Genomic DNA, 23,796 nt, shown 5'->3' on the forward strand with positions numbered 1-23,796 from the left:
AATCGGGATAATACTGGCGTGCATGACCTTTGCAGTGCCGGCAAAACAATTTGCCATTGTTATAGACGACATTGGCAATCACCAACGTGACTTAGAGTTACTGTCTTTACCGGGTGGGATCACTTTTTCGATCCTGCCCCACACGCCTTTTTCTCAACAATTTGCCTTTGCAGCCAGCCGCCAACAACGCGAGCTTTTATTACATGTGCCAATGCAGGCACAAGACTCGGAAAAGGCGCTTGGTCCGGGCGCATTAACCACCGATATGGAAAAATGGCAGTTGCAAATGACACTTGGCAACGCGCTGTCGACGCTGCCCCAAGTTAAAGGCGTAAACAATCACATGGGCTCAGCACTAACCGAACAAATAGAGCCAATGAAATGGACTATGGAAATATTAAAAAAGCGCGGATTATACTTTTTAGATAGTCGCACCACTAGCCACAGCCAAGCCCAATATGCAGCCAACCTTTACGGCGTGAAAAACGTCGCTCGACAGGTCTTTCTAGACAATGACATATCCACAGAGGCACTTAACGAGCAGTGGCAGCATATGCTTAAACTACTTGATAATCATGAGCATGTGATTATTATTGCACACCCATATAAGGAAACTGCCGCATTTCTTGCAACCAAGTTAGCAGAACTTGAAAGTACTGATGCCAAACTGGTTCCGGTGTCTCAACTGATTGAACAAAAATACGTACGACTTGCAGAAATTGCAGAGCAACCTGCTATTTCCGGACAATTACGACTCCAAGAATAAAGGCTAACAATGATTATCATCAGACCGTTTCAAAGCGGCGAAGAAGCCGCGCTACACAAGCTTATGTTTGACACAATACGCTCGGTAAATATACAGCATTACTCCGATAAGCAAGTTAATGCGTGGGCACATAGCGACATTGCCGAGAAAGGCTGGCAAGACCGATTAAGGAGCAATCAACCCCTTGTCGCCGTGCTAAATGGTAAAATTGTTGGCTTTGCCGATATCCAAGCCGACGGTCTTATTGATCACTTTTTTTGCCATGCCGAACATCAAGGCCAAGGCATAGGTAAAGCACTTATGCTCGCACTTTTAGAACACAGCAAAACAACCAACACAATGCGCTTATTTTCCCATGTTAGCAAAACGGCTAAACCTTTCTTTGAACATTTTGGTTTCCGAGTGATAAAGGAGCAACAAGTGAGCGTTCGTGGTGAAGTGTTAACCAATTACCTAATGGAAAAGGATATGCCCGCCTGCTAGCAGACATACGGGCTACCTTCCCTAGTCAATGGGCGCAAACTGCGTTGGTAAAGCACTAAATTGCAAAGATGGATTTTGCTTCATCCACTTTTTCTTATTAGGGATTTGGATCTTAAACTCATCATCGGTTACAAACTTTTGGGTTTTACCTGTTGCATCCACAAACTGAATTGATGCAGGTTCGGTAAATGTAAACTCTAGTTCATCAAAGCTTGGAGCAAACCAAGACAAGCTACCAGCCATCAACTCAACAAAAGCGTCCATGTCCTCTAAAAGGATGAACAAATCGCGATACATAACCTGCTGCTTAGTCAACGGCGCTATATCCGTATTGACCATAATCGCAACGGCGTCTTTTTCTTGATTGATTACTAAGTTGACTTTATCTGCGCGTGACTGTGATAAAATAGGTAAATCAATATTGCCGTCTTTATCTATGATACCGTTGGCAATGATCTTGCCATCTTGCTCCAACCAAAGTTTAACATCCTCTAACGCGATATCAGGCTCCTTCACTTCCACTGTAAATTTAGACAAGATATATTGCGACTGCGCTTTGTTGACAATTAAATCTAGAATTTGATTAATTTCTCCATATTCAACACTTCGCTCTGCAGCAAAAACAGAATTACAAAGCAAGCTCACGACAGCACCTAACATCAACAGTTTTTTCATTGGGTTATCCTTTTAATTTTTATATTCATAAGAAGCCCACTGCAAAAAATAGTTCAAAACTTGATCTCAATTCCATACATCCCGAACAGATCAGGCTAAACTCAAAATAAGCATATGGATTGAAAAGGAGTAACAGATGACCCAAACCGTAGCTGATTTAATGACCCCAGATCCTTTTGCAGTAATTGCTGAAAATACCTTGCAAGATGCGCATAATTTAATGAAAGAAAAAAACGTTCGTCACATCCCAGTAATTGACGAAGCGGGAGTCTTGGTTGGTATGCTCACGCAAAAAATTATGATCGCCAAGGTAATGGGGATAATGGCAACCTACGGCGCAAATGCGCTTGCAAGAAAAGAAAAGCAAACAAAAGTACGAGATATTATGGCGACCGATTTTGCGAGCGTGCGGCCGGGTCAATCATTACAAGATGTGGTGCGCTTTTTTGTCGATAATCGCCATGGCTGTATGCCTGTGGTGGACGAACAAAACAAATTGGTTGGAATACTGACTTCATCAGACTTTGTGCGGCTCGCAGCGGCACTATTGTCTTAAACGTGGTAATAAACCGAGTGTATTCCGCGGAATACACTCAGCTAACCACATGATTACGCTTTTTCTTGAAGCGTTCTCGCTACGGTTCTCATGCCTAAGGTCGTTGCACCTGCAGCCCATTGACCACCTGCGCTATTTTGGAAAGAAGCTGCAAGGTCGATATGTACCCAACCTTGACCTTCGTTTGGTACAAAGCGAGATAGGAAGCCTGCAGCATTCGATGCACCACCAAAGCCGCCACCTTTTTGTGCTCGGCTGTTAGCTGTATCCGCATAAGGCGATGGACAGTTATTTTGGTGCCACTTTTCAAGAGGTAACGGCCACGCGGCTTCAAATTCGTCACTCGCGTACTGCTGTACATCGCCGACAAGTGCTTTATCTAAGCCAAATAGTGCATTGTACTCTTGACCTACCGCAACGAGCGCAGCGCCCGTTAACGTAGCAGCATCAATGATAAGCTCAGCGCCTGTTTCACCGGCAGCCATCAACCCATCAGCCAATACTAAACGTCCTTCAGCATCGGTATTCACGATTTCCACTGTGGTGCCATTTTTGTAGGTAAGAATATCACCTAACTTATAGGCATGGCCTGAGATAAGGTTCTCAGCACAACATAGGAACAACTTAACACGACGGTCAAAACCACGTTGAATAGCCAGCGCTAAACCAGCCGTTACGGTTGCCGCCCCGCCCATATCACACTTCATCGTAAGCATACCTTCGCTTGGCTTAATCGAGTAACCACCTGAGTCAAACGTGATCCCTTTACCCACAAGTGCAGCGCTAACTGGAGCGTCATCATTACCCGTCGGATTGTAGTCAAGCTCAAGCAGTACTGGTGGACGCTCACTGCCGCGCCCAACTTCATGAATACCGATCCATTGCTGCTCTAACAACGCGTCGCCTTTAATGATTTGATAACTAACATGCTCAGGTGCCAATGACTGAATAAACTCAGCCGCTTTTCCAGCAAGGCTTTCAGGGTAAATGTCTTCGGCCGTACCGTTGATCATCTGACGCATCCATGTTGCCGACGCTTTTAGTGCATCAAGCTCTTTTAGATCTGATTGGTCGTTGTCAACAAACACCACACCATCTAATGCTTTTGGTGACACAAATCCTTGATAAAAAGCCCATTGAGATTCAGTACACCACAAGTCACCCTCTAGATGAACTTGCTTAATCCCTTGTTGTGCGATGCTACGAGCCGCTTTCTGAATATTCTTCAGCGTTTCGTCTTGTTGTAAATGGATAAAAGCACCGTCCTTTTCAAACGACAATGCAGCACCAGCAGATAAATACTCTGGTTTAGCGTCTTCACTCAGTCGTACAATAAATTTCTCTGACATTCTCTTTTCACTCTTGTGCTTGTAAGTGTGGTTAAGTGTACACTAGCCACTAAATACACCCAACCTAAAGCGACCAATGAAGTTTTCTAGGCAATTACAACAAGCAACCTTGCTCAAACGATATAAACGCTTTCTTGTCGACTTACGCGCCCCAAGTGGTGACGAATTCACCGTACACTGCGCCAATACTGGTAGAATGACCAATTGTGCAGACCCGGGATTTACAGCCTATTATTCCACCAGCGATAACCCTAAGCGAAAGTACATTCATTCGTTGGAGCTGACGCAAGATAATGATGGTCATTTTATTTGTGTAAATACAGCGGTGGCCAATAAAGTGTCTGTTGAGGCCATTGAGCAAGGAAGAATAACGCAATTGCAAGGCTACAAAACACTTCAAACTGAGGTGAAATATGGGGCTGAAAATAGCCGAATTGATATTTTGTTGAGCAACCTCGAAAATGGACAATCCTCGCAATTCTGCTACGTTGAAGTAAAGTCGGTGACGTTGCTCGAGCAACAGCAAGGTTTTTTCCCTGATGCTGAAACCTTAAGAGGTCAAAAACATCTTAGAGAATTAATCCACATTAAACAGCAAGGTCACCGTGCGGTATTACTGTTTGCCGCGCTCCATACAGGGATTAATTGCGTCAAACCAGCCAGTCATATAGATCAAAGATATGCAGCGTTAGTGAAAGAAGCAATTTCTCATGGGGTAGAAATCATTGCTTACCGAGCGCATATTGACGACAACCAAGTACAATTAATTGAAGAAATTCCTTTTGATTACGCTTGACTTTTTTCATGTCGCCCACATATAGCCGTGATAGTTTTCTCCCCCAAAATAGTTAAACATTGAAAAAGTGGCTGACATTTGCAGCAAAAAAGTGTTTGCTAAGGGGTAAAGATTTTGCTATTTATACCCGCCGGCGAAAGCTGGGGTTATGTATTAAGGATTTAGGAGAATGGTATGCCAGACCAGAAAAAACTAGGGTTATTGGCTCAAGCCGGTGTAGAACCTTATCAAGAAAAGCCAGGCGAAGAATACATGAATGAAGCACAACGTGCTCATTTCAAAGCGATATTAGAAGCATGGCGTGCCGATCTACGTAATGAAGTAGACCGTACTAAGACACACATGCAAGACGAAGCGGCAAACTTTCCTGATCCTGTGGACCGTGCAGCGCAAGAAGAAGAGTTTTCTCTTGAACTGCGTACTCGCGACCGCGAGCGTAAGCTAATCAAGAAAATTGAGAAAACACTTCAACTTATCGAAGATGATGACTTCGGCTTTTGTGAGTCGTGCGGTATTGAAATCGGCATTCGCCGTTTAGAAGCGCGTCCAACAGCTGATCTTTGCGTTGATTGTAAATCTCTCGCAGAAATCAAAGAAAAACAACAAGGCAGAGGATAATCTCAGCCCTGTGTCCCCAAGCTTAAAGCAAACTGGGAGCTATCGCGGTCGATTTGCTCCCTCGCCTTCCGGTCCACTTCATTTCGGCTCTCTTGTAGCCGCCCTGAGTAGCTATTTAGACGCAAAAGCTAATCAAGGTAAATGGCTCGTTCGCATCGAAGACATAGACACACCGCGTGTAGTTATGGGTGCTGCCGACAATATATTAACCACACTTGAAGCATACGGCCTTTACTGGGATGAAAAGGTTGTCTATCAATCACAGCGCCATGCCCTATACCAAGCCTATTTGACGACACTAAAATCAGACTCCCTTGTGTATCCATGTCAATGTACAAGAAAGCAAATTAAAGCAATGGGTGGCTTTTACAATAACCATTGCCGAGCTTTAGCGCTAAGTTGGCAAGATAACGCTTTGCGCCTACAGCAGCGCTGTCCAGTTACTGAATTTAATGATGCAATACAAGGCATGGTTGTCATTCCCTCAGCAATTGCGCATGAAGATTACATCGTTAAACGCCGCGACGGCTTATTTGCTTATCAATTGGTGGTGGTAGTTGACGACATAGAGCAAAAGATTAGTCATATCGTGCGTGGTGCCGATCTGCTAGAACCCACAGCAAGACAAATTAGTTTATTTCGACAGCTCAATCAGCCATTACCTGAGTACGCTCACGTGCCTCTGGCTGTCGCAGAGCCCGGATTTAAGTTATCTAAGCAAAATCATGCTCCAGCTATTGATAACCGCAACCCGCTACCAACCCTTTATGCCGCGCTGCGTTATTTGCATGTGCCGGTTGATTCTCTCCATAATTATCAAGATGTTGACGCATTACTGACTCACGCTATTGATATTTTTAGTCTTGATCACGTTCCTAAAGTACAGGAAATTCAACTAGACTCTCTAGAAAATGGCGATTTTGCTTTTCGTCCACTGTTTTCAAGTACTTCAATTTAGTCTCATTTGAGTATATGATAGCGAGCCTTAAATGCGACCTGTTTTAAGACAAAAGCAGTGGTTCACAACGACTAGAATAGAAAACTTGATTGCTCAGGAGACGAGTTATTATTTCCAAGCTTGTAAACTTTTGCCGCCAGTTTGTAACTGGAAAAGGCGATGAGACGGTGAAAATGGCCAGCCCGACACCTGCGATAATTCCTCGCAGCGAGCATGGTATATCTCGTAAACAATTTAGCCCTAACGCTATCAAAGTGCTCTATCGCTTAAAAGACGGTGGCTATGATGCCTACCTAGTTGGTGGTTGTATCCGCGATATCATGCTAGGAATAGAGCCTAAAGACTTTGATGTCGTTACCAATGCAACACCTGAACAAATCAAAAAGCTTTTCCGTAACTGTCGCTTAATAGGTCGTCGTTTCCGCCTTGCGCACATTGTTTTTGGACGGGAAATTATTGAAGTTGCCACCATGCGTGGCCATCACCAAAGTGATGACTCTTGTGCCACGACAAGTCAAGCCAGCGAACACGGGCAGCTATTACGCGACAATGTCTACGGCAGTATTGAAGAAGATGCCGAGCGCCGCGACTTTACTATCAATGCGCTATATTATTCGATCAATGACTTTACTCTACGCGACTTTGCGGGTGGTGTTGCTGACATTAAAGCGCGTAAAATTGAGTTGATTGGCGATCCTGAAACTCGCTATCGCGAAGATCCGGTACGCATGCTCAGAGCCATCCGCTTTGCAACCAAACTAGATATGGAGATTGCTACCCCGACCCGCACTCCGATTAAAGCACTAGCGCCGTTACTTGGACATATTCCAGCTGCACGCTTGTTCGAAGAAACGCTAAAGCTATTTTTAAATGGTAAAGCGGAAGAAAATTTTCTTCAGATGCGTGAATACGGCTTATTTGCGCAGTTATTCCCAGCGCTCGATAAAATACTAGCACAGCCTGACAATGACTTTGAGCGTCGCTTTATTCAGCAAATGTTTGCCAATACGGATAGCCGTATCAATGCGGATAAAAAAGTAACCCCTGCATTTATCTATGCAGCGCTTTTATGGTTCCCTATTTTAGCTAAGAGCGAAGCGCTTGTGGCCGAAGGTATGAATGAATATGATGCCTTTATGCAAGCCATTAATCACGTCCTTGCTGAAAATGCTAAACATGTTGCGGTACCTAAACGCTTTACTTTAGGTGCCCGAGATATCTGGCATATTCAACAACGCCTAGATAAACGTTCAGGCCAGCGTGCATATCGCCTAAGCTTGCAGCCGAGATTCAAAGCCGCATATGATTTCCTATTATTGCGTGTTGAAAGTGGTGAGCAAGAGCAAGAAGAACTTGCAGCTTGGTGGACTGACTACCTCAAGAATGACGTCACCGGCCAAAAAGACATGGTTCGCAACTTAGGTAACCAAAGCAAACCTAAGCGTCGTTATAATAGACGTAAGCCAAAAAGAAAACCGAAAGAAGATTAAATGAATATTGCGTACATTGGATTGGGTGCAAACCTATCCGAGCCGATGGCACAAATACAGCGAGCACTCGATGTGCTCGCCGCCCATCCAGACCTCTCGCTTGTCCAGCACTCTAGCCTGTATGGCTCAAAACCTATGGGCCCTCAAGATCAACCTGATTATGTGAATGCCGTAGCAAAACTAGCAACATCATTAACAGCAGAGTCTTTACTCGATGTATTGCAACAAATAGAGCTTGAACATGGTCGTGTACGCAAAGCCGAGCGCTGGGGACCGCGCACGCTCGATTTAGATATTCTGCTTTTTAATACCGACACCATTCACAGTGATAGGCTTACGGTGCCACACTACGGCTTGAAAGAAAGAGAATTTGTCGTCTATCCACTATTAGAGATAGCGCCAGAACTCAAATTACCTGATGGCACTGAGCTTGGCTCTTTATCACAGCACTTACCACTTAACGGATTAGCAATCCTCTAATAAACCAATTCAAGGGGTTTACCATGGCAAAAATTTCCGTCTCAACACTTGCCAAAATGAAGCGTGAAGGAACAAAAATAACCGCTCTCACCGCTTACGATGCAAGTTTTGCAAAGTTATTTCACGACAATGGCGTAGATGTCATCTTAGTAGGTGATTCTCTGGGTATGGTTTTACAAGGTGGTGAAGACACTTTAGCCGTTACCACGGATGACATTGCCTATCATACCCGTTGTGTACGAGCTGGTAGTAAAGAGCTATTCGTTATCGCCGATATGCCTTTTATGAGCTACTCAGATCCACAGTCAGCCTGTCAGAATGCGGCTACCTTGATGCGCTCTGGTGCAAACATGGTAAAGCTGGAAGGTGGTGAATGGCTCTACGACAGCATTGCACTGCTTACCCAACAAGGGATCCCAGTTTGTGGCCATTTAGGGTTAACACCACAATCAGTGCACGTGTTTGGTGGCTTTAAAATTCAAGGTCGTGAAGAAGCACAGGCACAAAAGATGATAGCCGATGCACAAGCGTTAGAACGTGCTGGTGCACAAATGATCGTGATTGAATGTGTGCCTTCGGCATTGGCTAAACGCATTACCGATGCCGTGACAATTCCGGTTATTGGTATTGGCGCAGGTAAAGAGACCGATGGCCAAATTTTGGTTATGCATGACTTGGTTGGTATTTCCGCAGGCTATATTCCTAAATTTTCTAAGAACTTCCTGCTAGAAACTGGCAACATGCCAGATGCGGTGAAAAAGTTTTGTGCAGACGTGCAATCAGGTGACTTCCCGGGTCCTGATCACGAATTTAATTAAATTTGCGATGAGTGATGCTTATCGCTGAGTCTGATCCAAGCATTTTGTTTGGGTTGGTATTGTTATTATTAGTTAGAGTACAACATGCAATCAGTTACTGAGATTAAATCGTTACGAAGCCAGATTAAAGCTTGGCGCCAACAAGGGTTGAGCATTGCCTTCGTACCAACGATGGGCAACCTTCACCGTGGTCATTTTTCTTTAGTAGAAAAAGCGAAAACCCTAGCGGATAAAGTCGTTGTCAGTATCTTTGTAAATCCAATGCAATTTGGTGCGAACGAAGACCTCGACAGCTACCCACGTACGCTCGATCAAGATAAGCAGGGCCTTGCAGAATTAGAAACCGATATTGTGTTTACGCCTACCGTTGAGACCATATATCCTAACGGCCTAAATGCGCAAAGTTTTGTTGATGTACCAGGAGTATCAGAAGGACATTGTGGTGGCACACGCCCAGGACACTTTCGTGGCGTTGCAACGGTTGTCACTAAACTGTTTAACTTAGTACAACCTGATTTTGCCTGCTTTGGTGAAAAAGACTTTCAACAGTTACAGGTCATCAAAACAATGGTGAAAGACTTGTCTATTCCTGTTGAAGTGATTGGTGTTGCGACTCAAAGAGAAGTTTCTGGACTGGCGATGAGCTCACGTAATGGTTACCTCTCTGAATCTGAAAAAGATACTGCTAAAGTACTTTTTCAAGCGCTAAAAGCAGCAGCTGGCGCTATAGAGAATGGCGAAAAAGATTTTTCGAAGGTAACAAAAAATGCAACAGAAATGCTGCATAATGCCGGATTAAAGTTGGATTATTTTAACATTTGTCAAAAAGATAGCTTGAAACCTGCTACACTCGAAGATAATCAACTCGTCATTCTTGCCGCAGCTTTTCTCGGCAAAGTCAGACTGATTGATAATATTCAAGTCACGGTCTAAGGAATAATAATGAAAATTGCGTTCGCCTTATTAGTATTTTCTACCACCCTATTGGGGTGCAGTAACTCTATCTCACCTGAGTTGAACCAGTGTGCACAGCAGAATTATCAATGCGAACGCAGCTGTGAGATGCAAAACACACCAGAGACAATGTCTTTACAGATATGCACTGATAAATGTATTGAGCAGTATAATGCCTGCAAAGTACAGGCTGAAAAAATTACCGAGAGCAAACGATAGTTTGCTCTTATTTTAGCAACCAGCTCCCTTGCGATCCCTTTAAATACAAATACTTCCCAACTCCCACCATTATTTTTTATTCTCTCATTTGGAATATTTTGCGATATAATAAACTGGTCTGATGAGATAGACCTACAACACCAACTTAAGTTGGCTCACGACTTGATTTCTTAAACAATGCAAGCAGTGAGTACTAACTTTTCTTAATAACTTGTTATTTCTGGTTTTTATTCTAATCTCTAAGACAAAAGTAACACGATTGTTGAGCTCGGTATCAGCACTTTTAATGCGTGTTACAGACACGACTCTTTGCAAAGAAAATGGGAATCAATATGAAAAAGTCAGCAATTGCTTTAGCGATAGCGCTTGGGACAGTGAGTTTTCACAGCGCCGCTGAAATCAGAATTAATGGTTTTGCTTCCATTATTGGTGGTCAAACGCTAGATAGTGACGACACACTATATGGCTATGACAATGATTTTGATATGGAGAATCGTAGCTTATTCGCCCTACAACTTTCCGCCGATCTACAAGAAAGTCTAACTGCCACAGCACAGATCGTGGGCCGTGGTCAGAATGACTTTGATGCCGAGTTTGAATGGGCATACTTAACTTATGCGATTTCAGATGCTTCACAGATAAGCGCAGGTAAAATGCGTATACCATTCTATCGCTACTCTGACTTTTTAGATGTGGGCTATGCATACCGCTGGGTTAAACCACCTCAATCTGTATATAACCTAAGCTTTAGCACCTATAACGGATTGAGTTATATCCATAACTCAACATTAGGGGAGTGGGAAAGCACTGTACAGCTAGCATTAGGCAGCGTAGATGACGACATTGTTGCTATTACCTACTCAGATGAAGCTGAGTTAAACAACACAGTAGGCATAAACTGGACACTAAGCAGAGATTGGTTCAGTATGCGTGCGGCCTACTTTGCTACCGAAGCGAGCATTAGCGCAGCTAATAGCCCTGAACTATCGGGATTATTGGCAGGGTTGACTGGCTATGGGCTAACTCAACAAGCGGATGATATTGCTGTCGATAAAGATGATGCTTACTTTGCCGCGATTGGTATTGCTATCGACTACAACGATGTCTTGTTCGACGCAGAATACACCCAGTTTGAAGTGGATAACAGTATACTTGCTAAACAACAGCAGTATTACGCTTCACTCGGTTACCGTATTGATGCATGGACTGTCCACCTAACCTACGAACACAATGAAGACAAGAATGAGAACGACGAGTTTAACTCTGTCCCACTCACCATCACCGCTCCAAATGGCGTAACCATTCCCGTCACGACCGATCCAACCAATCCAAATGCACCTTATTTAAGAACTCTTGTTAATGGTGCGCTTGCAGGCGCTCGTGCAGAGTCTGAAACATGGAGTATTGGTGCACGTTATGACTTCCATCCATCAGCAGCATTCAAAATTGAACTAAACCAATTCGATAACACGTTGACAGATCAAAAAGTTGAGCTGTTGAGCTTCGGTATCGATTTAGTATTCTAACGGAGGCTAATATGATTAAAAAAATACTGAGCTTAGGGCTACTGTTAGCCAGCCAGGTAGCTTTAGCAGATATTGCTGTTATCGTGAACTCAGCCAATGCATCTGCTGTTGATGACGGTACTATCAAAAAGTTATTCCTAGGTAAAAGCAAATCATTTGCCGATGGTAATAGTGCGACCCCTGTGAATCAGGATGGTAATGCTGTATTTGACGAGTTTAACGACAAAGTGATTGGTAAATCTAGCTCTCAGCTAAATGCCCATTGGTCTAAATTAGTATTCACTGGTAAGGGAACACCTCCGAAGAAGCTAGATAGCGATCAAGCAGTAATCGATTTTGTTTCGAGCAATGCAGACGCAATTGGTTATATTGACGCAAGCAAAGTAACCGATGCCGTCAAAGTGATAGGTAAATACTAGGGCCTTTGACCTTTGCTGTTTGATTTTTGTTCTTCTGAGTGGGTTTTGGTCGCGACGCTCGACTTGCCGTCTAGTGATCTAGGTAAAAGTTGAGCAACAATGAACAAAGCGCACTCAGGTGAAACCAAAGGGCAGCGCTTGATTGGTATTTTCACTGTGTTCTCGCCTGACTCACATAGAATGACTATGCTACGCAGGCTCTGCCTTGTATAAATACCAATCAAACTGCTGCAAAAGCAAACTTGAAAGATAAACAGACCCTAATATTCCTTATCAAATAAAAACAGCCACTTAATGTGGCTGTTTTTATTTATCGTTTAAAAATTAAAGCATTAGACTCTAAATTTTGAGGTTGCATCTTTCAAGTTATCGGACAATACATGAAGATTCTCAGCAACGTCTTGTACTTCATTCAACGCTTGCATTGTGTCTTGGAAAGACTGGTGCATAGATGTCACATTGTTTACCACCATCGCAGCTACCGAGGTCTGCTCTTCCGTTGCCGCAGCAATTTGACCATTCATGCTATTTATTGACAAGATTTGTGCTGCTATCTGCTCAATCGACTGTCCGGTTTGTGCTGCAGCTTCCGCGTTATTAATTGCCATACTGCTTGCACTTGTCATTGCTTTCACCGCTTGGTTTGCCGCTTCTGTTAACACATTTAAAAGTTCTCTTATCTCATTGGTCGACTTTGCTGTTCTTGAGGCTAATTCGCGGACTTCATCAGCAACCACAGCAAAACCTCGACCTTGCTCACCAGCACGAGCCGCCTCAATCGCAGCATTTAAAGCAAGTAAATTGGTTTGCTCTGCAATTGATGTGATCACATTTAAGATTTGCGTCACGTTCTGTGTATCATCAGCTAGCTTATTGATCGTCTCTGCTGCATGATTAATTTCTTCACTTAACGCTTGTGATTCGTTAACTGACACCTGAATTTGGCGCTTACTCTGCTCAACTTCTTGTTCGGCCAGCTGGGCAGCATCTGATGCCTGTGACGCCGAGTGAGAGATATCACCCACACTTAACCGCATTTCTTCCATAGATTGACGTACCACTTCCGCGTCATGCGTTTGTTGCTTAGTTGCCCCTTCAGCTTTTTCCATGCCCTGAACAAGACGGCTTGAGTCTTTCATCAAAGGCTCGACGACACTCATGACCTCGACAACCGCCCCTTTTAGTAAAGCAACAAACTCATTGAAGTTTATGGATACTTGGCCAATTTCATCGTGAGAGCGCACATTGAGCGTGGTGGACAAAGAACCCTGCCCTTGCGCTAGCAGTTTCAGATTTTGCGCCGCATCCTTAGCGGAGTTGCCAATACCTCTTGCAATCACAACCGCTAAGAAAACCAGAACAAGTAAAGAAATAACAGCCACAATCAGCATTATCGTGAGCGCATTTGCTGAACGTGCTTCAGTGTTTTGTAGCAGTTCGACAAAGCGGTCGTCCGCGTTTGCTTTCGCCTTGGTAAAATCTGCGACTAGGCCTTCGTAGATTTCAGTTTTCTTTTTGGCATCTTCTTGAATACGGGAAAAGTCAGCTGTACCATCAATCATTCCCCCTGCAATTTGTTGCGCAATTTTGCCGTACTGCACAAGCTCGTCGCTATTATCTGAAGGCATAAAGCCGCTTTGTACCGACTCAATTTTTTGCAGGTTCGCTTGAATTTGCTGCTGATATTCTTTTGCTTTATCTAGCAACTCTGCATCCCCGAAGGTTACAGCTTGAGTGAATAGCTCATCTAAATTCTGCAGCTTATTTGCATTTTCTGTGGCGAGGTTAAGAATTTTATATGTCTGCTCCTCTAATTCATTTAATGCCCTTTGATTAGAGCTAATAGCGTTGTAATTAACAAACACGATAACCACAAAAGCGACAACCGCAACGAGCGTAATGGCGTGGATCTTTTTGGTAATACTAAGATCAGCAAAAGCAGTACCTAGACTCATATATACACCTTTTGAAGTAAGACGAGTTCATTATCGACTGATTTATTATAAATTTTAACTAAATATAGAATATTTCCAGCTTTTTTGCCGTTTTAGGATGAAGATTTAAACAAATTATTCAATCTGGGAACATGATGATGTAGTAACAAAAAATGCCGCTCAATGAGCGGCATCAATAACAACAAGTAATTAGCGAGTTGAATAATAGATTAGAGTAAACCTAACTTTTTCAATTCGCGTGTCGCCATTTCGCTAGAAAGAGGAACGTAACCATCTTTCTCAACGATCTTTTGACCTTCTTTAGACAATACCATCTTCAAGAATTCAGCTTCGATAGGTGCTAATTCTTTATTAGGGTGCTTGTTTACATATAGGTATAGGAAGCGAGACAGTGGGTATTTACCCTGTGCCACATTTTCTAATGTTGCATCAACGTAGTTTGTGCCTTTTTTCGCTAGTGGTACGGTACGTACGCCTGACGTTTTATAACCGATACCAGAGTAACCAATCGCATTCACTGAAGACGAGATAGACTGTACCACAGACGCAGAACCTGGCTGCTCGTTAACATTATTGCGGAAGTCACCTTTACACAGTGCTTTTTTCTTGAAGTAACCATAAGTACCAGATACAGAGTTACGACCATAAAGCTGGATATCTTTTGCAGCCCAATCCCCCGTCAGGCCAATGTCACTCCAGCGATTTGCTTGTGCTGATGCTCCACACTTGCGCGTTGAAGAGAAGATTGAATCAACCTGTTCAATTGTTAAGCCTTCGATTGGGTTATCTTTGTGTACAAATACTGCTAGGGCATCAATTGCGACACGAACTTCTGTCGGCTTATAACCGTAGCGCTTTTCAAAAGCCTCGATTTCTTTTGACTTCATCTTACGGCTCATTGGACCGAAGTTTGCCGTTGCTTCCGTTAGAGCTGGTGGCGCAGTTGAGGAACCAGCAGCCTGGATCTGGATGTTTACGTTAGGGTATATTCTTTTGTATTCTTCAGCCCAAAACGTCATCATATTGGCAAGCGTATCAGAACCTACAGAAGAGAAGTTTCCTGAGATACCGCTAGTTTTATTGTACTCTGGTAACTTTTCGTCTAAAGCAGATACTTGAGTAGAAACTAATGTAGTAATAGCCACACCCATTGCGGCAACTAAGCTTTTAAATTTCATTGGGGTCACTCCAGTTGTTGGTCCCAGTTATTTTACGCAGCTCATTGTGCAGCGATAAAATGACAATAAAATTACTCTTAAATTACACTTTTATGACTTTCATCATTTGTCATAAAAATTCGCTTTTGTTTTGGGAAAGCAAACCAAAAATGAGAACCTTCACCCACTTTACTTTCAATATGTAAAGCCGAGTCATGGCGAGACAATACGTGTTTAGTAATTGCCAAACCAAGGCCTGACCCGCCCGTTTTCCGACTACGCGCTTTATCCACACGGTAGAAACGTTCCGTTAGACGGTTTATATGTTCAGGCGCAATACCATCACCATTATCGACGACACTAAACGTCGGCAAGTCATTTTCTAAATACCAACGTACATGAATGTGCCCACCAGGCTTGGTATAATGGACAGCATTGAAAATTAAGTTCGAGAATGCGCTACGCAACTCATCCCCAGCTCCCTTGATATCCAAAGTCGCATCAATATCAAAAACGAGCTCATGACCTTTTTCCTGATTAAGTGACTTGGCTTCAGTATGAATAAGCTCAAGCATGGCAGGAATATTCACGGCTTTATCATTGTCTTGTTTTCTCGCCCCTTCAATTCGAGATAAAGAAAGAAGTTGATTTACCAGACTATCCATCCGTTTACACTGATCTATCATAGTGCCATGTGCCTTAGCCCACATCGCGGGAGGTGGCATATTATCGCTATCCATCATCTCTAGATAACCAGCCATAACGGTTAGCGGCGTCCTTAACTCATGAGATACGTTTGCGACAAAGTCTTTGCGCATCTGCTCCAATTGCTTTAGTCGACTAACATCACGCGCCACTAGCATAAGTTGTTCGGCATAAGGCATTACACGTATTTCGAGCACTTGCTCATGACCAAGCCCAGTCTCTAGCTCTAACGCTTCATCAAAACGATGTTCATGCATGTATTTTACAAATTTGGGATCTCGGATAAGGTTATCCAGCCTCTGCCCATGATCTGTAGGCCATTGCAAACCCAGCACTTTCAACGCTAGCTGATTACACCACACGATACTGAGATCTTGTTGCAGTACAACTACCGCATCTGGGATGGCTTCAGCCCCCTCTCGAAAGCGTCGGATCAGCTCAGCGAGTTCATTGCGCTTTTTACGATTACGTTGCTGAAGCTGATAGATCCCTTCAAATACTTGTTCCCAAGCGCCCTTACCTTCAGGTGGGTTAAAACTTCGCTGATTGAGTAACCAATCACTCAAGCGATAGAGTTGTTTGTAATGCCAAACTAATAAGACGAAAGCACCGATGAACATAAACAGAAAAGGTGCACTGACTAAATAGCCAATTAAGGCTAATGGTAAGAAATACAAAAACAGGCGTCTCGTTAACGCCTGTTTATCAATCACTCGATACATAGACTAAATCCACTTGGGAGCCAAATAATTTAGCTCCTCTTGGAATACTAATTACAGTTTACTCGAAAAGCGGTAACCTGCACCACGCACGGTTTGCACTAAGCGATCATGACCGAGCGGTGCGATAGCTTTTCGTAGGCGACGGATATGAACGTCTACTGTGCGGTCTTCAACGTACACGTTAGTACCCCATACGTGATCTAATAACTGTTCACGGCTATAAACTCGTTCAGGGTGTGTCATGAAGAAATGTAATAAACGAAACTCTGTCGGCCCCATATCCAATTCGGTGCCCGCAGATGTAACTCGGTGAGAGATTGGATCCAGACGTAATCCGTGCACCTCTATCGCTTCTTCCAGCGACGTAGGTGAAACTCGACGCATAACCGCTTTGATCCGAGCCATGAGCTCTTTAGGAGAGAAAGGTTTTGTCACATAATCGTCCGCACCAACCTCTAATCCTTTAACTTTGTCTTCCTCTTCACCTCTTGCCGTTAGCATGATGATTGGGATCTGACGGGTGTATTCACTTTGCTTAAACTTTTTAGCAATTTGAATACCACTACCTCCTGGCAGCATCCAATCTAGCAGCACCATATCGGGATAAGGTTCTACCATAGCAGCTACTGCTGAGTCATAGTCTTCAGCTTCAATTGCTTGAAAACCATTTTGCTCTAGTACGAACACCAACATTTCTCTGATAGGTGCTTCATCATCAACTACAAGTACTTTACGTGACATTCCCAATGTTCTCTCGTTACCGACGTTGTTGATGTCATTATTATGACTAACTGTGACATTTTTATGAAAGTGTAACGTGTAAACGCAAAACAAGCCAAAAAAAATCTCTTTTTTGGCTACACAGGGAATACCTTACTTATTTATAATCAACTGATTTTAAATATATTTTATGCTAAAACGTTTATCTTAAAATAGTGTTTTCGAAATATGGACTACGACCTCCGAGTCGCACTACAAAAGCTACGCTGCAATTCACCGCAAAATCAGTATGCTTTTTGTAAATAGGCATACGTCTTTGTAAATTAAAAGTCATATCTCAATGTGACCGCCATCGTGTTATGATCTTCGTTGTTATCCAATGAAAATTTTGAATACCAAAGATACATACGAGCTTGTTTACTCAAACTTTTTTCCACACCTACTGAAGCTGCATTGCCAGAGTCTTTCAGCTTACCGGCAGCCCCATCCGAGTCTTGATACTGGGCAAGTAAGGTATATGACTCAATCTGGTAAGCAGCGCTCACCATGAAACTATCTACTTCCTCATCGCTATCTATCGCTTCATTCTGTTGATACATACCACCGAGCTTAAAGTCCCCCAGCTTTCCTTGTACCGTCACGCGATTAATATCTTGCCCAGCGACTTTATTGTCATGGGCAACAGCAACATATACATTGGTTTTTTTGAGTTTGCTATCACCGTAACTTGCCGACAAAGATAGTCCATCTTCGCCGTTTTGCTTGCTGTTGTCTTCGGCAATGTAACTCACCGTAAATTGTAAATGATTAATAGCCGGAGTCGTATATTGCACAGTGTCACCAAGGCGATTTTCACCAACAAAGAACGAATTAATATCACCAGAAAAGTCATTCATTAAGTCCACTTTACCTTGCGACTTTTTCATCGGTGTATCATCACGGCCGATCAGGAGCTGACCATAACTCCCTTTAACCCCAAGATACTGAGAGCGAGCTGTAAGGTTATCACCTGACTTACCATCTTTGTCTTGATCTGTGATCTCGACTTGGAATTCATATTTATAAAAGACCTCAAGCCCGTCCTGCAGCTTTGTCGACCCCTTTAACCCCATACGAGAGTTATAGCTTTCAATTGAAGTATCGCTGTCACCATCTTTATCAGAATTTTGCACCCCGACATGAGCTCTACCGTATAGAGATACAGCTTCGTTTGCATAACTACAAACACTCACAGAGCAAAGGCTTAGGGCAACAAATGGTAGGTATTTCATTTTCATCTTTGATCACCTTGGATAGTATTTGGGCGCAGTACAACAAGGTTTGAGATGCTGAGGCCAGACAGAGAGGCCGTAGCGAACAGATCTCGTATTTTTAAAGTTAGACACTTTTAGCTGGAGATCAAGGAACGAACTTCGGGATCAGTATTTTATTAACTGATAGGGATCATCTATAATCAGGATCAGATTTTTACTAACAAGATCGACCCAGAGATCATTTTCTTACTAACTAATTGCAGCTCAATGTCGGATCGGGTTGGTATAAGAATGATCTAAGAGAGGCTAACTTATTGATCTGATGTTTTGAAATATGTCTACTTAGTCAAACAATGATCTTTGTTAGTAAAGATCTGATCCCTATTTACCTCGCTAGTAATACCAGTTGTATTAAGTAAATGATCTATCTTGAAGCGGGGAAATAGCTTTAGTAGCAAGGCAAAAATTTTGCTATTTAGTTGTTCTAAATGAGAAATTTTTAACGAAGCTAATATGCTATTTCACCCTTCAAATTGATTAGAGAATTAATTCAATTGGTATAAAATGGCGATCTAAGTATATTTTCACCCAGTAAGCCCTAGGTTTCTAATCAAGGATCAAATACAAAAAAGCCTCTATTTCAGAGGCTTTTTGAAGTATCAAAGTGCAGTGCACAATTTTACTTAGTCAAATTTTGATCCGGTAAGTTATTTCACTTTAGGATCTAACTCACCTGTTAGATATCTCAAGTGCATATCATCAAGTGAAATTGGTTTGATCTTAGCAGCTTGGCCTGCTGTACCGAACGCTTCATAACGCGCAACACAGATCTCAGTCATTGCTTTCGTTGCTTCCGCTAAGAATTTGCGTGGATCGAAATTGCTTGGGTTTTGCGCAAGGTGGCGACGAATCGCACCTGTTGATGCTAAACGCAGATCGGTATCGATATTGACTTTACGAACACCGAATTTAATACCTTCAACAATTTGCTCAACCGGTACACCGTAAGTCTCAGGGATTTCGCCACCAAATTCATTGATGATTGCTAACCAGTCCTGCGGCACTGAAGACGAACCATGCATTACTAAGTGAGTATCAGGAATACGAGCGTGGATTTCTTTGATGCGGTTAATTGCTAAGATATCGCCCGTTGGTGGACGAGTAAACTTATAAGCACCGTGTGATGTACCACATGCAATAGCAAGCGCATCTACATTGGTTTTCTTGACGAAATCTGCTGCTTCTTCCGGATCTGTCAGTAGCTGATCTTCTGTTAATTTACCTTCAGCGCCAATACCGTCCTCTTCACCAGCTTCACCGGTTTCTAGAGAACCAAGCACACCTAGCTCACCCTCAACAGACACGCCACAGGCGTGCGCCATTTCAACAGTACGACGAGTAACGTCCACATTATACTCGTAGCTTGAAGGCGTTTTACCGTCTTCCATTAGAGAGCCGTCCATCATGACTGATGAGAAACCAAGTTGAATAGAGCGCTGACATACAGCAGGTGAAGTACCATGATCTTGGTGCATTACAACTGGAATATGAGGCCATTCTTCTACAGCCGCTAAAATCATGTGGCGAATAAATGGTGCACCAGCATATTTGCGTGCACCAGCAGAGCCTTGCACGATAACCGGACTATTTGTCTTGTCCGCAGCTTCCATGATCGCACGCATTTGCTCTTGGTTATTCACGTTAAATGCCGGAACGCCATAACCATGCTCAGCTGCATGATCGAGAAGTTGACGCATACTGATTAAAGCCATATTGCTTTTCTCCAATTGTTGATAGCCACCGCTATCGGTTTGAACGGATAATATGTTTACACCAGCCTACACTGATGAGGTTAACCACTTTATTTATTGGCTAACCGGACGCTACGCGTCGTCAAGCAAACATCAAGTATGTGAGAGAGTGATGTTTACCTGATATTAAGAGGCAGCTTAACGCTACCTCAATCAATTTTAGTCTCTAGCTCGCTGCTCAAGCACAGCGACCGCAGGAAGTGTTTTGCCTTCTAAGAATTCAAGGAAAGCACCACCACCTGTAGAAATATAAGAGATATCTTGCTCAACACCATACTTGTCGATAGCAGCTAACGTATCGCCACCACCAGCAATTGAGAATGCTGACGACTTAGCGATGGCATTGGCAATCGCTTCAGTACCATTACCAAATTGGTCAAATTCAAATACGCCCACAGGGCCATTCCAAACCACAGTGCCAGCACTCGCAATGATCTCTGCAAGTTGAGTTGCAGTATCAGGACCGATGTCGAAGATCATGTCTTCGTCTGACACTTCGCTTACATCTTTAATCGTCGCAACTGCAGATTCTGAAAACTCATTACCTACAACCACATCAGTCGGAACAGGAATATCTCCGTCATTCGCTCTGGCAGCAGCCACTAGCTTGTTCGCTTCAGGGATCAAATCCGCTTCGTACAGCGACTTACCAACAGGGTTACCCGCTGCAGCAATGAAGGTATTAGCAATACCGCCACCAGTCACGAGTTGGTCAACAACCTTAGACAATGAATCAAGCACGGTTAGTTTAGTTGATACTTTAGAGCCGCCAACGATGGCCACCAAAGGACGAGCTGGGTTATCTAGTGCTTTACCAAGCGCGTCGAGTTCAGCTGCAAGCAATGGACCTGCACATGCCACCTCTGCGTACAAGCCAACACCATGTGTTGAAGCCTGTGCGCGGTGCGCAGTACCAAAGGCATCCATCACGTAGACATCACAAAGCGCTGCCAGTTTTTTCGCGAGTACTTCATCGTCTTTCTTCTCGCCAACGTTAAAACGCACGTTTTCGAATACGATAACTTCATTGTCTTGTACATCCACGCCGTCTAGATAGTCAGTCACTAAACGTACATCTTGAGATAACGCATCATTAAGATAATCCACAACCGGCTGCATGGAGTATTGTGCATCATATTCTCCCTCGGTTGGACGACCAAGGTGAGACATCACCATCACTTTAGCACCTTTTTCTAGCGCTAATTTGATACTAGGTAGTGCAGCACGGATCCGCGCGTCCGACGCGACTTTGCCATCTTTAATTGGCACATTTAGGTCTTCGCGGATCAACACACGCTTGCCGTTTAAATCTAAATCCGCCATCTTAATGACTGACATTGGACATCTCCTTAAAGAACGATACATTTTGTTATCTACAAGGCAGCAATCGTTTGCTACCTCGGTTTGAATTATTGTTTTAATTTTGTGCAGACAATTTGATTATAACAGCGTCTGAAACAAATGATTAGCCACGCATCATCACGCAAGCGGTATCAAGCATACGATTAGCAAAACCCCACTCGTTATCACACCAAACTAGCAGCTTAACTAAGCGCTTGTGACTCACTCGAGTTTGCGTACCATCGATAATACAAGAATGTGGATCGTGATTAAAATCAACCGACACTAGCGGCTCTTCAGTGTAGCTCAGTACCCCTTCTAAACGACCACCAGCGGCCTGTTTTAGAACCGAGTTTACCGCATCAATTGTGACATTTTCATTGAGCGTCACACTCAGATCCATCGCCGTTACATTGATTGTTGGCACCCGTACCGCGATCGCCTCAAAACGACCTTGGAACTTAGGTAAAATACGCTCAATACCGCGAGCAAGCTTAGTATCAACAGGGATGATGGATTGGCTTGCCGCGCGCGTGCGCCGTAAATCACTGTGATAAGCATCAATCACTTGTTGATCATGCATAGAAGCGTGAATAGTCGTAATAGCGCCAGACTCAACACCAAACTTATCGTCTAGCACTTTAATTACCGGAACAATACAGTTCGTTGTGCATGAGCCGTTAGACACAATTGTGTGCTCAGGTGACAGTATCTCTTCGTTGATACCAAAGATCACCGTCGCATCAACATCAGCATCCGCGGGATGTGAAAATAATACTTTCTTTGCCCCTGCCTGAATATGCGCAAGTGCATGCTGACGAGAATGATAGACGCCTGTGCAATCAAGCACCACATCAACATCTAGCGCGCGCCAAGGCAGGTGACTTGGATCCGGCTCTGAAAATAACTGGATCTTATCCTCAGCTACTTCCAAAAAAGATTCTGTTAACGAAACTGGAAAAGCAAAACGCCCATGTGAGGTATCGTATTTTAGAAGATGCGCGATCCCTTTAGGATCCGCCAACTCATTGATGGCTACAATTTGTATTTCGTGGTGACGACCCGACTCATAGAGTGCTCTTACGATATTACGCCCTATTCGACCAAAGCCATTAATTGCAAGCTTGATTGTCATTAAATTGAAAATCCATGAAGTCGCAAGTACGAAAGTTCCCCTTCGTTTTGATGGCGCTATTGTAATCGACCTGAGTGAAATGTGTAAGGGGCTAGGGCAATTTTTTAATGCAAATTGCATTTAATTAAATAAGCTAATTTAACGTGGGAAAATTTCTTGATAATCAGACAAAAAACTTCTACTTATTTGTTATAAATGAAAAAACTCTAACACCGATCGCATGATATTTAACTCTTCAAATTGATTGAGGAGTTAACTTAATTAGTATTACTCAAGTTAAATCCGCAATTTTACATTTACCGCCAGCACAAATGGCCTGAGATTGCGCCAACAGTAGCTCCGCTGTCGCTAAAGCATCGCTGAGCGCATCATGCAATTGATGAGGAGGTAAACCATAACGCATTCTACAAGCGTTTAGGGTTAATGCATCTTGCGCCAACGGATAGCCTTGCTTTAATACACGACGCTTGTCTATCTGCATAGTATCTAATAGCAAGGCAGGTCTTACATTTAGTTCAAAGCGCTGAAATGCTGCCTTAAGAAACGCCCAATCCATCTGTACATTATGACATACCAACACTTTACCGTGGAGCGCGCGCTGAAGCGCCAGCAACAAAGTTTGTAAGGATTCACCCTCAGCCAATCGACTACTACTAATACCGTGGAAAACTGGACTTTGTGCAAGCGATTGCACCTCACTGTTCAAATGATACTGCGCATCTTTCACTTGGATCCGCATATTTTTAATCGGCAACCAACCAGCCGACACAATTTCATGGCGCTTAGGATCAAGCCCGGTGAGCTCAAGATCTAGCACCACTAACTCGGCTTGCGCAAACGGCAGATGTTTATAGCGCCATTTAGCAATAGAGTGAGAAAACCAATTCATT

24 protein-coding genes are annotated in these 23,796 nt (G+C 43.3%); 13 read left to right on the plus strand and 11 right to left on the minus strand.

Annotated features, from left to right (window positions below):
* Window positions 1-22 precede the first annotated feature (22 nt).
* Together DRB05_RS01245 and DRB05_RS01250 are read left to right on the plus strand one after the other, a co-directional pair.
* Window positions 23-766 (plus strand): divergent polysaccharide deacetylase family protein, encoded by a 744-nt coding sequence (locus DRB05_RS01245; protein ID WP_128725322.1) that lies wholly within the window; start codon window positions 23-25, stop codon window positions 764-766.
* Between the two features lie 9 nt (window positions 767-775).
* Complete coding sequence (locus DRB05_RS01250; RefSeq protein ID WP_128725323.1) at window positions 776-1,249, plus strand: GNAT family N-acetyltransferase; 474 nt, start codon at window positions 776-778, stop codon at window positions 1,247-1,249.
* Window positions 1,250-1,270: 21 nt separating this feature from the next.
* Here the strand turns inward: DRB05_RS01250 and DRB05_RS01255 are convergent, their stop codons facing one another.
* A complete protein-coding gene (locus DRB05_RS01255) occupies window positions 1,271-1,924 on the minus strand; it encodes a DUF2987 domain-containing protein (RefSeq protein ID WP_128725324.1) in 654 nt (217 codons plus the stop codon).
* Between the two features lie 136 nt (window positions 1,925-2,060).
* On the opposite strand from DRB05_RS01255, the gene DRB05_RS01260 reads away from it, so the two are divergent.
* Window positions 2,061-2,480 carry a CBS domain-containing protein gene (locus DRB05_RS01260; protein WP_128725325.1) on the plus strand — a complete coding sequence of 140 codons (420 nt, stop codon included), beginning with the start codon at window positions 2,061-2,063 and terminating at the stop codon, window positions 2,478-2,480.
* A gap of 53 nt (window positions 2,481-2,533) precedes the next feature.
* On the opposite strand, the gene pepB is transcribed toward DRB05_RS01260, so the two are convergent.
* Complete coding sequence (gene pepB, locus DRB05_RS01265; RefSeq protein WP_128725326.1) at window positions 2,534-3,829, minus strand: aminopeptidase PepB; 1,296 nt, start codon at window positions 3,827-3,829, stop codon at window positions 2,534-2,536.
* Window positions 3,830-3,905: 76 nt separating this feature from the next.
* On the opposite strand from pepB, the gene sfsA reads away from it, so the two are divergent.
* The 10 genes from sfsA to DRB05_RS01315 all read left to right on the plus strand — a co-directional run bounded on the left by sfsA (window position 3,906) and on the right by DRB05_RS01315 (window position 12,107).
* On the plus strand, window positions 3,906-4,625 hold the full coding sequence (gene sfsA, locus DRB05_RS01270; RefSeq protein ID WP_128725327.1) for a DNA/RNA nuclease SfsA: 720 nt from the start codon (window positions 3,906-3,908) through the stop codon (window positions 4,623-4,625).
* Between the two features lie 174 nt (window positions 4,626-4,799).
* Entirely contained in the window at window positions 4,800-5,243 is a 444-nt protein-coding gene (gene dksA / locus DRB05_RS01275) for an RNA polymerase-binding protein DksA (RefSeq protein WP_017216564.1), read from the plus strand.
* A gap of 10 nt (window positions 5,244-5,253) precedes the next feature.
* Entirely contained in the window at window positions 5,254-6,201 is a 948-nt protein-coding gene (gene gluQRS, locus DRB05_RS01280) for a tRNA glutamyl-Q(34) synthetase GluQRS (RefSeq protein ID WP_128725328.1), read from the plus strand.
* 173 nt (window positions 6,202-6,374) lie between these two features.
* Complete coding sequence (gene pcnB / locus DRB05_RS01285; protein WP_128725344.1) at window positions 6,375-7,691, plus strand: polynucleotide adenylyltransferase PcnB; 1,317 nt, start codon at window positions 6,375-6,377, stop codon at window positions 7,689-7,691.
* Window positions 7,692-8,171 (plus strand): 2-amino-4-hydroxy-6-hydroxymethyldihydropteridine diphosphokinase, encoded by a 480-nt coding sequence (gene folK / locus DRB05_RS01290; protein WP_128725329.1) that lies wholly within the window; start codon window positions 7,692-7,694, stop codon window positions 8,169-8,171.
* Window positions 8,172-8,194: 23 nt separating this feature from the next.
* On the plus strand, window positions 8,195-8,989 hold the full coding sequence (gene panB, locus DRB05_RS01295; RefSeq protein ID WP_128725330.1) for a 3-methyl-2-oxobutanoate hydroxymethyltransferase: 795 nt from the start codon (window positions 8,195-8,197) through the stop codon (window positions 8,987-8,989).
* Window positions 8,990-9,073: 84 nt separating this feature from the next.
* Window positions 9,074-9,922 (plus strand): pantoate--beta-alanine ligase, encoded by an 849-nt coding sequence (gene panC, locus DRB05_RS01300; protein ID WP_128725331.1) that lies wholly within the window; start codon window positions 9,074-9,076, stop codon window positions 9,920-9,922.
* Window positions 9,923-9,931: 9 nt separating this feature from the next.
* A complete protein-coding gene (locus tag DRB05_RS01305) occupies window positions 9,932-10,162 on the plus strand; it encodes a hypothetical protein (protein ID WP_039491465.1) in 231 nt (76 codons plus the stop codon).
* A 332-nt stretch (window positions 10,163-10,494) separates the two neighbouring features.
* Window positions 10,495-11,688, plus strand: a complete 1,194-nt coding sequence (locus DRB05_RS01310; protein ID WP_128725332.1) for a porin — start codon at window positions 10,495-10,497, stop codon at window positions 11,686-11,688.
* A gap of 11 nt (window positions 11,689-11,699) precedes the next feature.
* The gene (locus DRB05_RS01315; RefSeq protein ID WP_128725333.1) at window positions 11,700-12,107 is read left to right on the plus strand and encodes a phosphate ABC transporter substrate-binding protein; all 408 of its coding nucleotides are present in this window, start codon (window positions 11,700-11,702) and stop codon (window positions 12,105-12,107) included.
* A 332-nt stretch (window positions 12,108-12,439) separates the two neighbouring features.
* Here the strand turns inward: DRB05_RS01315 and DRB05_RS01325 are convergent, their stop codons facing one another.
* From DRB05_RS01325 to DRB05_RS01365, 9 genes are all read right to left on the minus strand, one after another.
* Complete coding sequence (locus DRB05_RS01325) at window positions 12,440-14,062, minus strand: HAMP domain-containing methyl-accepting chemotaxis protein (RefSeq protein ID WP_128725334.1); 1,623 nt, start codon at window positions 14,060-14,062, stop codon at window positions 12,440-12,442.
* Between the two features lie 209 nt (window positions 14,063-14,271).
* Entirely contained in the window at window positions 14,272-15,240 is a 969-nt protein-coding gene (locus DRB05_RS01330; RefSeq protein WP_128725335.1) for a phosphate ABC transporter substrate-binding protein, read from the minus strand.
* A 77-nt stretch (window positions 15,241-15,317) separates the two neighbouring features.
* A complete protein-coding gene (phoR, locus tag DRB05_RS01335) occupies window positions 15,318-16,646 on the minus strand; it encodes a phosphate regulon sensor histidine kinase PhoR (protein WP_128725336.1) in 1,329 nt (442 codons plus the stop codon).
* 51 nt (window positions 16,647-16,697) lie between these two features.
* The gene (phoB, locus tag DRB05_RS01340) at window positions 16,698-17,387 is read right to left on the minus strand and encodes a phosphate regulon transcriptional regulator PhoB (RefSeq protein ID WP_010378755.1); all 690 of its coding nucleotides are present in this window, start codon (window positions 17,385-17,387) and stop codon (window positions 16,698-16,700) included.
* Window positions 17,388-17,689: 302 nt separating this feature from the next.
* The gene (locus tag DRB05_RS01345) at window positions 17,690-18,643 is read right to left on the minus strand and encodes a porin (RefSeq protein WP_128725337.1); all 954 of its coding nucleotides are present in this window, start codon (window positions 18,641-18,643) and stop codon (window positions 17,690-17,692) included.
* A gap of 683 nt (window positions 18,644-19,326) precedes the next feature.
* Window positions 19,327-20,391 carry a class II fructose-bisphosphate aldolase gene (gene fba, locus DRB05_RS01350; protein WP_010607559.1) on the minus strand — a complete coding sequence of 355 codons (1,065 nt, stop codon included), beginning with the start codon at window positions 20,389-20,391 and terminating at the stop codon, window positions 19,327-19,329.
* Window positions 20,392-20,589: 198 nt separating this feature from the next.
* Entirely contained in the window at window positions 20,590-21,768 is a 1,179-nt protein-coding gene (locus tag DRB05_RS01355; protein ID WP_128725338.1) for a phosphoglycerate kinase, read from the minus strand.
* Window positions 21,769-21,895: 127 nt separating this feature from the next.
* Window positions 21,896-22,906, minus strand: coding sequence for an erythrose-4-phosphate dehydrogenase (gene epd / locus DRB05_RS01360; RefSeq protein ID WP_017216577.1), 1,011 nt, complete (start codon window positions 22,904-22,906; stop codon window positions 21,896-21,898).
* A 271-nt stretch (window positions 22,907-23,177) separates the two neighbouring features.
* Window positions 23,178-23,795, minus strand: coding sequence for a 3'-5' exonuclease (locus DRB05_RS01365; protein ID WP_128725339.1), 618 nt, complete (start codon window positions 23,793-23,795; stop codon window positions 23,178-23,180).
* Window position 23,796 lies beyond the last annotated feature (1 nt).

The sequence above is a fragment of the Pseudoalteromonas sp. A757 genome (assembly GCF_004103285.1).
Taxonomy (GTDB): Bacteria; Pseudomonadota; Gammaproteobacteria; order Enterobacterales; family Alteromonadaceae; genus Pseudoalteromonas; species Pseudoalteromonas galatheae.